The sequence below is a fragment of the Mesorhizobium sp. M0778 genome (genome assembly GCF_040320105.1).
GTDB lineage: Bacteria > Pseudomonadota > Alphaproteobacteria > Rhizobiales > Rhizobiaceae > Mesorhizobium.
The window spans coordinates 325181-336879 of record NZ_JAMYPA010000003.1 but is presented as its reverse complement, the minus strand read 5'-3'; the positions used below and the strand labels follow the sequence as shown (position 1 = coordinate 336879).

10 protein-coding genes are annotated in these 11699 nt (G+C 60.1%); 3 read left to right on the top strand and 7 right to left on the bottom strand.

Annotated features, from left to right (window positions below; all coding sequences use genetic code 11):
* Positions 1–147 precede the first annotated feature (147 nt).
* From NKI22_RS07310 to NKI22_RS07300, 3 genes are all read right to left on the bottom strand, one after another.
* Positions 148–1488, bottom strand: a complete 1341-nt coding sequence (locus NKI22_RS07310) for an adenylate/guanylate cyclase domain-containing protein (RefSeq protein ID WP_352590470.1) — start codon at positions 1486–1488, stop codon at positions 148–150.
* 51 nt (positions 1489–1539) lie between these two features.
* Positions 1540–2883 carry a nucleotide sugar dehydrogenase gene (locus NKI22_RS07305; protein WP_031193288.1) on the bottom strand — a complete coding sequence of 448 codons (1344 nt, stop codon included), beginning with the start codon at positions 2881–2883 and terminating at the stop codon, positions 1540–1542.
* A gap of 106 nt (positions 2884–2989) precedes the next feature.
* Positions 2990–4150 carry a DUF3095 domain-containing protein gene (locus NKI22_RS07300; RefSeq protein WP_352791329.1) on the bottom strand — a complete coding sequence of 387 codons (1161 nt, stop codon included), beginning with the start codon at positions 4148–4150 and terminating at the stop codon, positions 2990–2992.
* A gap of 92 nt (positions 4151–4242) precedes the next feature.
* Between NKI22_RS07300 and NKI22_RS07295 the strand changes: the two genes are divergently transcribed.
* Both NKI22_RS07295 and NKI22_RS07290 read left to right on the top strand, forming a co-directional pair.
* Positions 4243–5331, top strand: coding sequence for a glycosyltransferase family 4 protein (locus NKI22_RS07295; RefSeq protein ID WP_352715988.1), 1089 nt, complete (start codon positions 4243–4245; stop codon positions 5329–5331).
* Positions 5328–6104, top strand: coding sequence for a polysaccharide deacetylase family protein (locus NKI22_RS07290; protein WP_023716530.1), 777 nt, complete (start codon positions 5328–5330; stop codon positions 6102–6104). Before NKI22_RS07295 ends, NKI22_RS07290 begins: the two co-directional genes overlap by 4 nt.
* 90 nt (positions 6105–6194) lie before the next feature.
* Here NKI22_RS07290 and NKI22_RS07285 read toward each other — a convergent pair whose 3' ends face one another.
* From NKI22_RS07285 to NKI22_RS07270, 4 genes are all read right to left on the bottom strand, one after another.
* A complete protein-coding gene (locus NKI22_RS07285) occupies positions 6195–7049 on the bottom strand; it encodes an MBL fold metallo-hydrolase (protein WP_352715985.1) in 855 nt (284 codons plus the stop codon).
* A 123-nt stretch (positions 7050–7172) separates the two neighbouring features.
* On the bottom strand, positions 7173–7622 hold the full coding sequence (locus NKI22_RS07280; RefSeq protein ID WP_254023581.1) for a cyclic nucleotide-binding domain-containing protein: 450 nt from the start codon (positions 7620–7622) through the stop codon (positions 7173–7175).
* A gap of 158 nt (positions 7623–7780) precedes the next feature.
* On the bottom strand, positions 7781–10495 hold the full coding sequence (locus NKI22_RS07275) for an ABC transporter transmembrane domain-containing protein (protein ID WP_352715982.1): 2715 nt from the start codon (positions 10493–10495) through the stop codon (positions 7781–7783).
* A gap of 17 nt (positions 10496–10512) precedes the next feature.
* The gene (locus NKI22_RS07270; RefSeq protein ID WP_352715979.1) at positions 10513–10977 is read right to left on the bottom strand and encodes a hypothetical protein; all 465 of its coding nucleotides are present in this window, start codon (positions 10975–10977) and stop codon (positions 10513–10515) included.
* Here NKI22_RS07270 and NKI22_RS07265 point away from each other — a divergent pair.
* Positions 10963–11634: a class I SAM-dependent methyltransferase gene (locus tag NKI22_RS07265; protein WP_352716038.1), complete on the top strand. Its 672-nt coding sequence runs from the start codon at positions 10963–10965 to the stop codon at positions 11632–11634. The genes NKI22_RS07270 and NKI22_RS07265 overlap by 15 nt on opposite strands.
* The last annotated feature ends 65 nt before the right edge of the window (positions 11635–11699 follow it).

Sequence of the window (11699 nt, the reverse complement as noted above, 5' to 3'; positions counted from 1 at the left end):
CTGGCGGCCTGCCGGTCGGCAGGCCCAGAAAAGCGAGACTAGCGCATTGCCAGCCTAGAGCAACTTGGATTCGAAACGGTCGCCAGTTCCCCGGCGGAACCGGCGACCGGACTGCATACCAAAGGCGTTCGGATCAGATCGTGACGGTTACTGGAGCTTCCTCGGGTCGCCCGCCGACAGCCGCGCGGCATCGCGATGAAGCAGCATGACCTGCTCGGCGTCCGATATTCGGTCGTAAATCGGCTCCAGCGCACCGTCTTCATCGAGTGCAAGAGCACCCGACAAATCGGGTGAAAGCACCGTCAGCTTCTGCTTGATGCCCGCCAGTTCCTCCTTGCCGAGCGTCAGCCAGTTGTTGGCGCTGCAATAGCCGGCGAAATCTTCGCTGGCGAGAACGCTGTGCGAATATTTCTTGGTCAGGGTCTGAAGGCGCTGGACCTCGTTTACAGCCGAGCCGAAGACAGAGAATGTGAGCCGGTCGGAAAGCCCGACATTGCCGAACATCACATTGCCGACATGCAGGCCGATACCGAATTTAATGTCGCCCAACCGCTGCTCCTTTCTGCGCAGATTGAGATCCATCATGCGCCCGGTGGCCTTGTGCGCTGCCGCAAGGGCAGCCCGGCAGGCGATCTCGGACTGCGCACGGTGCCTTTCGCAAGGGTAGACGGCAATGAAGCCATCCCCCAGGAAACTCATGATCTGCCCGCCTCTGCGATTGAAAGGTGCAGCAATGGCATCGAAAAACTGATTCAGCGTATCGATATAGATTTCGCGGCCGGAGGTTTCGGCAAGCCTTGTCGACCCGCGCATATCGGCCATGACCAGTGCAGCCCGGATTGTGTCGCCCTCGCCGCGCTTGATCTGGCCGTCCAGCACCCGCCTGCCGGCGTCGCCGCCGAGATAAGTGGTCATCATGTTGTCGGCGAGCTTGGTGAGCACCGCCATCTTGGTTGCGATAGCGAGATGGTTCTGGATCCGCAGCAGCGCCGAAATCATGTTGTCACTGAAGCCTGCAGCACTGTCGGTGGACCAAGACCCGATCATGCCCTGACTGGTGTTGCCGCTGAAGGGATGGACGAAAGCCATGTAATCGGTGACGCCCATAAGCTTGAGGTCATCGAAAACAGGAAATTCAGACGGCACCGACGGGTCGAGCCGGCGCCGCAGATGGTCGAGTTTGTGGCTGAGCAGATGGTAGTATGGGCTGGTCAGGAATCTGTCGGAAGGAACGCCGTCGTCATGACGGAAGCCTTCTACTTCCAAGCCCTGGCCGCGAAGCCAGGTGAAGCCAAGCGCGTCATAAAGCGGATGAAGCATCGAAAAGCTCAAATGCACCCGCCTCAGCGGCAGGCCGGCAGCAGCCAGCCGTTCACAAAAGCCCTTTACCAATGTTTCCAGGTCGTCGCCCGCCAGCGCCGATTGGGTCAGCCAATCGGCAACCTTATCCATGAGAATGGCAGAAATTTCTGCTTGCGCTGTGCTCATGCTATCTCGAAATCTCCTTGATCCGCCACAAATTCGCCGGCTCGGACGCCGTCAGGCCTTCACCACCGTCTCTCGGGTTAGCCCGAGGCGGCCAAAAACATTGCGTGTGTCGACGATCAGAAGAGCGTGATCCGCGATCGCCTGATAGTCAATCGCGTCGTGGTCGGTTGCAACGACGACAGCATCGAAATCCTTCAAGGCCGCCTCGGTCAATTCGACCGAGCGACGCCCCTTGATCGCCATATGCTCCCGTGTGGTCGGGATCTCCGTAACATGCGGATCGTGGAATTCCGCCTTGCCGCCCCATTCCTCGATGAGTTCAATGAGCCGCAATGAGGGGCTTTCGCGGATGTCGGGCACATTCTTCTTATAGGCGAGCCCGATGATGAGAATGCGCGAGCGGCTGAGCGCCTTGCCGCAGCGCCGGTCCAGCGCCTTCGCCAGTTCATCGACCACATGACGCGGCATCGCCGTGTTGATCTCTGCCGCCAGCTCGATGAAGCGGGTCGGCAGTTCATATTCGCGCGCCTTCCACGTCAGGTAGAAGGGATCGATCGGAACGCAGTGGCCGCCAAGTCCGGGGCCGGGATAGAAAGGCATGTAGCCGAAGGGCTTGCTCTTTGCCGCCTCGATCACCTCCCAGATGTCTATGCCCATCGCACCGAGCACGACCTTCAACTCGTTGACCAGGGCTATGTTGACCGAGCGGAAGATGTTTTCCGTCAGCTTGACCGCCTCGGCGGTCGCCGTGGTGGAAACCGGAACAACGGTCTTGACCACGCCCTGGTAGAAAGCCTGAACGAGTGTCGCCGCTTCAATGCCGTCGCCTGCCACGATCTTGGGGATCGTCGCGACTTCAAAGCTTCGGTTGCCGGGATCCTCGCGTTCGGGCGAGAAGCCGAGGAAGAAATCTATCTTCGACCGCAAGCCGGTTTCTTCCAGTATGGGCTTGATCACGTCGTCGGTGGTGCCGGGATAGGTGGTCGATTCCAGCACGATCAGCTGGCCGAGACGCAGATGCTTCGCGATGGTGCCTGCCGTGTTCCTGACAAAGGAGAGGTCCGGCTCACGGTTTTTCGTCAGCGGTGTCGGAACGCAGATGATGATGACATCGCAGACGGCCAGTTCAGCAAAATCCGCAGTGGCGCGGAACCGTCCGCTCGCCACCTGGCCGGCAAGGGCTGTCGAGGTCACCGCCTCGATATAGGATTGGCCGTTGTTCAGGCTCTCGACCTTCTGGGCTTCGACGTCGAAGCCGGAAACCGGGAAGCCGGCGCGTGCGATCGCAACCGCCAGCGGCAGCCCGACATACCCCAGTCCGATCACGCCGACTTGCGCGGCGCGCGTCGAAATCCGGTTCAGAAGACGGTCATATGTCGATCGTGAGGCGTCCAAAAATCTGCTTTCCCTTAATTCGGACAGACCGTCCGCTTCCATGGCGAGGCTCACTTGGTCCCAAGAACCCCGAGGCATATTGCGGAAAATCGATGTCCGCAAGCTGTCAGACCGGCACCTTCGCCTTCAGGCTTGCTGCAGCCATCGCATAGCCGCCGGCGGCGCCATCGATGAAATGAACGTGATCGCGCTGCAGCGGCGAGGCGACGAGGCATGTCATCAAGGCCGATTTCTGGCGGTGCAGGCCATAGTTGCAGATGCCCGCCTCTTCCGCCTGTTTCAGCCGGTTCTCGATCCGTTGCAACACATCCGCGTCAACGTCGATGGTCATCTTCAAGCCGTCGTCGAACTTCCGGAAATCCGAATTGCTGGCCACGTCGCGTTTGTAGATCTTCGGATCGAATTTGCCGATCGTCCAGCCATATCTATCGGTAACAGCCGTAAGCGTCATCAGGAACACTATCCACAGCTTCGACAGCCATCGCCGTCCTGCCGGCGCCGTGGCGCGCGCCTCGATATCGAGGCCGGCGGGCAGCAAACTGTAGTCCGGTCCGTTCACCGGCACCGGGTGGCCATCGCGTTCCTGCCTGCCGGCAAGGGCGATGATGTCGGAAACCAGAAACTGAAAATCGCGCACGTCGCGCGACGCCCCCGGTATGGCTATGATCGAGACGATTTCGCCATGCCGGGCTTCGATCGGGTTCCAGCGGCACGAGAGGCCGGTCAGATCCGGCCGCGCGCCGGCCGGCGCAGGATCGATGCGGTAGCGCCCCGCTTTCATCTCGGCTTCCGCCCAACTGCCGCCACCGCCGGCGAACATGGCATAGAAGACCGCTTCGGAGGCCTGGAACCTCGCCACGCGAACGTCGAGGCCTTGCGCTCTGATATCCTTTATCGGCACGATTGCGGCACGCAAGGTCAGGTCGAGTTCGTCCGCCACCCATCTCTGGACAGCCGCCAGCGCGTTGCGGGTGATCTCCAGCGCCGAGCCGGGAAATGCCACGAGCGCGCCGTCGCCGCCGAAGACAAAGGGAAGATCTTGCCGACCCAGCGCATTGAGCAGCGCCGAAATGACGCTGGCACCGGCCATATTGACGGTTTTATAGCGCCCAGCCCCGATCGCCTTGGTCGAGCCGACGATGTCGGCGGTGGCCAGCGCCCAGCCATCGGGGAGAGGCCGATAGTTATCGATATCGGCAACGCTTTCGAACTTTGCGAAGACCGGCAGGGAAGCGACAAACGGATCGGACGCGGCAGCTGTTTCCATGAGCATCAGATAGCACATTCCACTGCTTGAAGGTGAAGTCGATCATGCTTCGAAATTGACTTGCGCAGGCTTTCCGATGATAGGGTCCGGCGATGCGAATTGCCTTCTACGCGCCGCTGAAGTCGCCCAATCATCCCGTTGCCTCCGGCGACCGCCAGATGGCACGGATGCTGGTCAAGGCGCTGGAGCATGGAGGGCATAGCGTCGAACTAGCATCCGAATTACGCTTCTATCTACGCGAACCGGATTCGAAAAGTTTCGACGCGCTCAAGATCGAGGCCCGGGAGGAAGCCGCGCGGCTGGCAAGGCTTTGGGATCGTGACGGCAAGCCCGGTCTGTGGTTCACCTATCATCCCTATTACAAGGCGCCCGACCTGATCGGGCCCGAGCTGGCGTTGGCCTTTGGTGTCCCCTATGTGACAGCGGAAGCCTCCTATTCGAGGCGGCGCAACACCGGTTTGTGGGCCGATACGCAAGCGTTGGTGGCGCGAGCCGTCGAACAGGCAGCGCTGAACATCTGCTTCACGCAAAGGGATCGTCAGGGACTGGCAGATGCGATTCCCGACGCCGCTTTCGGCATGCTTTCGCCCTTCATCGACACATCGGTATTCCGGGAAACGCCGGCACGGAGTTGTCCGACGCGCCTCGTTACCGTCGCCATGATGCGCCCGGGCGACAAAGTCGAAAGCTATCGCATGCTGGCGCAAGCGCTCGGTCCGATCGGCCATCTGCCCTGGACCATGTCGGTCGTCGGGGATGGGCCTGCCCGTGACGAGGTCAAAGCGCAATTCGCCGGCTTGCCCGCCGACCGTATCGAATGGCTTGGCGCGATTGAGCCAGCCGCCGTGCCGGATGTCCTCTACAGTGGGGGAATTTACGTCTGGCCGGGTTGCGGCGAGGCCTATGGCGTTGCCTATCTTGAAGCACAGGCCGCCGGCCTTCCGGTGGTGGCTCAGGACATCGCCGGCGTGCCGGAGGTCGTGCGGGATGGCCAGACCGGGTTTCTCACCCCGCCGGGCGATGTTGCGGCGTTCGCTTCTGCCATTGAAAGGCTTCTGGCCCGTAACGACGAAAGAACCATCATGGCCGCGGAAGCCAGACGTTTCATCCTCGAAGAACGTTCCCTCGGTGCTGCAGTGGCGCGGCTGGCCGAACTCCTTGCGAAGATCCCGGTTTCATGACACCCGATCAGATCTGGCAGCCCTTGGTGGAAGAACTGGCGTGCCGGCAACGGGCAGACCGCAAGGCAGAGTTCTGGCTGCGCGACGATGACGCCGTGGGTCCGACGCCTGCGCTTGATCGGCTGCTCGACCTCACCGGTGAATTCGCGGTTCCGGTGACTCTGGCCGTCATTCCGGCCCTGACTGATGAGAAGCTTGCCGTCCGGCTTGACGAGGCGCCGCATGCCACGGTCGCCATCCATGGCTGGGCGCACCGAAATCATGCGCCCGAGGACCAGAAAAAGCAGGAGCTCGGCGCGCATCGGCCACGCGAGGCGGTGCTCAATGATCTGGCTCGCGGGCTGTCGCACGTAACCGGCCTGCACGGCGCACGTACCGTTCCGATGCTGGTGCCACCCTGGAACAGGATTGACGCCGGCTTGGTATCCGACCTTGGATCGATAGGATTTGCGGCATTGTCGGTCTATGGGCCGCCGAGGCGCGCTTCACTGGCGGTCATCAACAGCAATGTCGACATCATGGATTGGCATGGCACGCGCGGCTGCCGCGATCACGGCCTATTGGTTCAAGCTATCATCGCGCAATTGCAGCATGCATTCGATGGCGGCGAACCGGTCGGTCTGCTCACCCACCATCTCGTACATGATGAATCGGCCTGGCTTTTCCTCGAACGGCTGTTCACCGTCACCGCACGGACTGAAGCCTGCGCATGGCTTCCGATCAGGACATTGATCGAGCGCAGCGCCGGTAGAGCAATTCCAGGAAAAGTGTGAACGGTTTTCCGTCCGGAATTGCGTCAAAACAAAGAGATAGAGCGCTTCGCCGTTTCTGTGAAACGGTGAAGCGCTCTAGAGGAAAATAGCTCAGCGCTTTTTGCGCAATGAGACTGGAAGTTTGAGCGTCTGGCCATCCCGCGCGGCAAAAGCGCCGGTAAACCTGTCCTTGGCCAGTTTCTCGATCTTGTCCAGTTCCTTGTCGGTGCGTGTCGGATCGTGGTGAAACAGCGCAAGCCCCCGCGCACCGGCCGCCTCACAGAGCTTGACGCCCTGTTGCCATGTCGAGTGCCCGTAACCGCGGCGGCGTTCCATTTCCTCCTCGGTGTAGGTGCAATCGTAAATGACGAGGTCGGCATCTTCGATCAGGCCGAGCACCGTCTGATCGAGTTTGTCCGGCTCGTGCTCAGTGTCTGTGATCACCGCCACGACGCGGCCGCCCCATTCGACCCGGTAGCCTATGCAGCCGCCCGGATGGATAAGACTGCCGGTTCGGACCACCACCCCTTCGCGCGGGCGAAGCACGTCTCCGGATACGAAATCGCGATAGTCGAGGCTTGCCTTGCTGATCTCCAGTTTCACCGGAAACCACGGCGGCCGCATGAACTCATCGACCATCTGCCGGGTCGTCATGTGTCCTGCAAGATGCCCGGACCAAAGCGTAACCTTGGCGCCCCGGTCATAGATCGGCGCAAAAGACGGCAGCCCGATGATGTGATCGTAATGGCAATGGGTGAAAAGCAGGTCGAAATCGGTAACGCCCAACGCCTGAAGCGCCGCGCCGGCAGGCCGTAGGCCAGAGCCTGCGTCGAACAGAAGCGTATGCTTACCGCATCGCATCTCGACGCAGATTGAGTTGCCGCCATAGCGAGAGAATTCTGGCCCTGATACCGAAATGCTGCCGCGGACACCCCAAAACCTGACCAGGAAAACGTTGTCGTCCATGCTACCCCTTCGCCCATCATATCCAAACAACTGCTGCTAGGCGAGACAGGCTTTCTCCGGGTGATCTTCTCAGCGAGAGGACAGTGCCGTCACGACGGCGAGGATCGAGCGCACGTCCTTCGTTTATTTGGCGCTTCGTGCGTCGATCAGATCCGCGGTCGTATGGCTTAGGCGATCGGCAAGAACCCGCAATATCTCGATGGTCATTTCCGGGAACTCCCTCATAAGCCTCAGGAAATGATCCTTGCGGATTCTCAGGACTTCCAGCGGACTTGCCGCTCTGACGGTGGCAGTGCGGGAGCTGTTGCACAATATGGCGATCTCGCCAACGATCGAATTTGGCTCCAGTTCGGCAACTTTTATCGGTCCGCTGTCGGAATCGACAAGAATATCCGCCCTGCCTGAAAGGATGACATAGGCGGCGTCTCCCTCGTCGCCCTGCCGGAAAAGGATCTGGCCGGCGCTGTAGCTCACACGATCGGATGTGAACGCAAGCAGCTTGAGCTTTGTCGGCTCGATGGCAGAGAACAAGGGAACGCGTTGCAGCATTCCAACTTCATCCTTGAGCAGCATTGTCGCAAACCTTCCCAAAATTCGCGTTTGCCAGACTAGAGCAACGGACGCCCAGATGGAATCAATTCTCTTTCCGGGATGGCGAGACGAACCACGCGAAAGGTGGCGAGCCCGATGTCGTGCACCGGCAGAATGATCCCATCTGAATGTCCGTTGCTCTATGACAGCAGTTCCTTGAAGATACCGTTCCCTGCCAAAAGTGTCTCGTGTGTTCCGTCTTCCGCCAATTGACCCGAGTCGAAGACGATAACGCGATCGAACATCATCGCCATTGCCGGATTCGTCACGACCCACACAATTGCCGGCGAATGGCCGTCGCGCCTGGCTTCCTCGAGCACGTTTCGCAGCACCTTATCCTGCATGCGCTGGTCGAGCGCCGAAAGCGGCCGGTTGAGAATGAGAAAATCGGGACGCTTGAGCAGGGCCCGGGCAACATCGAGCTTCTGTCGCTGTCCACCGGTCAGCCGCCTGCCGCCGGAGCCGACGTTGAAGTCCAGGCCGACATCCAGAAGTTCGGCATAAAGCCCCAGTTCGTCAAGAATGTCATAGACGATGGAGCGTATGCGGTCCGGCGCGTCGGGATGGTTGTTGCCCACACGCCCGAACAGGACGTTATCCATGACGGTGGCCGCGGCAATGTATTTGGCAGGATCATACCGTTCGACCGCATTTTGCAGTTCGGGCGGCAGGTTTTCATAGAACTGGCTGCGTGCAGCGACGATCTTGCTCATCAGCTCCTCGCTCAGCAGGCCGAAGCGGTGCCGGGGCTCGATGTAGGCAAAGCTCAAGGTGACGATCATGGCGCGATCGTTCTCCGAAACCGCCTCGTGAGGACGGTTCTTGAGCCGTTGCAGCAAGGTTTCGTAGGCGGGTATCTCCTCGGCGCTCATGAAGGCGAGCTGCTGGAAGAACTGGTGATCGGGCGGCAGGTCGGCAAACAGCTCGATCGCCTGTTTGGCGATCTCCAAGCCCATTTCGTAGAGCGTGCGGTCGAGGCCGGCTTGCCTCAGCACAGAAGCAAAATAGGGATTGGCCGCCAGGGCCCTGTCGGCCAGTTCGGGGCCGGCGGCAGCGCCGAAGAGCAGGTTTTGGCCGATCGTTGCTTCCTTGTTGTAGGCGCCCGGTTCGAAAGGAACCACCAGTCCGCTCAGCCCCTCTTGCTCCAGCCGGGTTCGCAGCGCCGCACGCAGTTCAACGATCCGCCTGGCAAGTTCCGTGTGACGCGTGAGGTCGGCCGAAGAGCGCAAGCCAAGATCCAGAATGTCGCGCGACAGAACAACCGCGTCGAGCACCCGGCGCACGGCTTCAAAGAGGTCGTGCGGGCCGGTAGCCCCGGCGGAAGCATAGTTGATCCAGTCGCTGTGGATATCGAGATCCGGATTGCCCGACCGGCGCGCCTCGTGGATATTCCAGCGGTGCTGGTCTGCCGCGGCACCGTCATAAGGCACCGATGTCAGCGGCGCATGCTTCAACCCGTAGAGCAGGTTGTCGCGGAGGCTTGCCTGGAACAGGAAAACATCCGACGAGGCATAGGACATGCGCCGGCCGGTCACTGCCTCGGGAAGTTCAAGCAGGTCGTCGGTGCCCGAAGCGACCCTTCCGCTGTCCGGCCAGTTCAGCCGCGCGAAGGCTTCTGCAAGCGCCTCCGCTCCACCTGTTGCGGTACTGACCAGCGCCACCGTCTCACCCGGCTTGACCTGGAGGGAGATACGGTTGAGGAGCATTGCACCGCCATCGTCTGCTATAGACAGATTGATCGCCGATAGGGGATTGGTCATCGGATCAGGATCGTCGATCGTCAATGCCCCGATTTTCGGCGCGATGAGACCCTCGACGGTGAACTGTTCAACGACCTGTTGATATTTGACCTGGACATCCTGCCGATCCTGATCCCAGTCGATCAGTTCCTTCATCGGTCCGGGCAGGTCCTTGTAGGCGCCGATCACGGCCACGAGCTGGCCGACGTCCAGCCTCCCCTGGATGACCAGATACCCGCCGATCATATAGAACAGAAAGGGCGTGAGCTGCGCGAGAAAATTGTTGAGGAACTTCACCATGAATTTCCATTGGTAAAGATCGAAGCGGATCTTGAAGATGAGCCCGAGCCGGGCAGCTATGTCGGCGCGCTCGTAGTTTGATGTATCGTGGACGTGAACCGCGCCGATGCCGTCGACGATTTCGCCAACCCGGCCCGAAAGCGCGCGCGCCGTCAACTGCCGTTGGCGCCCGAGCACGATCAGCCGCCGCCGCATTCGCGGGATGAGTACGATCTGGATCACCACGATCACGACCGCTATCATTCCGAGCCAGACGTTCTGGATCATGATGAATAGCATGGCCGTCAGCGCCTGGCCGCCGAGCAGTACCGGCTGCAGGAAGGCGTCGCCGATGAAGCCGCCCAGCGGCTCTACCTCGTCCTTCACCATGGTCGCCACTTCGGCGGATTTCACCCGCTTGAAGTAGACCGGCGGAAAACGCAGCACACGGTCCACCAGATCGAAGCGGATACGTCGCAGCATGCGTTCGCCGAGGCGGCCCTTGTAGGTGTTGATGTAGAATTTGAACAGGCCGTTGATGACGACTAGCAAGAGGAACACAAGGCTAAGGGCAAACAGGGTCTCCTTGCGGTCGAGCTGAAAACCGGAGAAGAACTGGACCTCTCCAATGAACGGCAGGTTATAGTGTAGCCTCATGAATGGCTGGGTCGCGCCCGGTTGCTCGAAGCCCCTACCTTGGATCGGGCCGTTGACGATCAGCTTCGGCAGGTCGAAGGACATGAAATACGGGACCATCGAAAGCACGACGATCATCAATATCCAGAGCTGCTGCTTCTTGGTGTGCGTCCAGATATAGCGGGCTAGGCTGGGTTCCATATGCGACTGCGGACCCTTCAGTTGAAAGGATGCAGGATGTAAACGCACCTGCTGGCGAATGGCGTATCGGCAATTTCTTCGTCGCCAACGACAAAGTCGAAGCTGCAGTGCACGGACATTGTCCTGCGCTCAACGATGCAAGGAACCTGCGAGGCGGCGCGAGCCAGTTCCGGCGCATGGTCGATGACAACGACATGGGCATTGTTGATCAGCGAAGAAGGCAGCTGGCCAGACGGTTCGCGGCTTCCGCAGGGCTTTGGCGAATAGCCGAGCAGCACGAGGCCGCAGCTGCGCGGCTGGTGCTGGCGGATGGACGCCGATGATCCGGACAGATGCAACAGGTTCTCTCCGGCACCGGGCAATAGCCAAGCGGCTTGCAGCATAATCACGTCCGCGGAATCAAACAGTCTTGCGGGAGGCAAGATTGCGTTGTGTCGCCCGAAATCCCAACATACAAGACAAATATGATGGATGTCACGCAACCACGCAATGCCGGTATGGACTGGCGCGAGCAAGCCTTGGACCTCACGCGGGGAATTGCTGCTTATGTCAACTGCCCTCTCGTGGCAGGGCTGGCGCGCGTCGTCACCAAGCATCCGAAGGCCGATATCGCCAACGCCTTCAACCACAAGCAGGTCGCCTGCAAGATGTGGGCGCTCGACAGGCTGTTCGAAAGCTGCGGCGGCCGGTTCGGGCGCATATGGGTTCTGGGTGGATGGTACGGCGTATTGCCGGCAATGCTTTTCAACGACGCCCGCTTCGACATCGCGGCGGTCGATAGCATCGACATCGATCCCGAAGTCGCGCCGGTCGCCCGGACCCTCAACCGGGAAGCCGGCGACCGGTTCCGGGCGCTAACGGCAGATATGTACGCACTCGACTATGCGGCCGTCCGGCCCGACCTGATAGTCAATACGAGCTGCGAACACATAGCCGATCTGCGCGCCTGGCTTGCTCTGCTTCCGCGGGGCACAAATGTACTGCTGCAATCGAACGATTATTTCAGCGAGCCGACGCACATCAACTGCGTGGCTTCACTTGCAACCTTCGAAGCAATGGCGGCGCTACGGGAGGTGCGGTTCTCCGGCGAACTGCCGACAAAAAATTATACGCGCTTCATGCTGATTGGAACTGTTTAATGTATTTCGCCCAAAAGTGCGTAGCGGTTTTCGGACAACGACATGCATAAAACAGGACTTGAAGC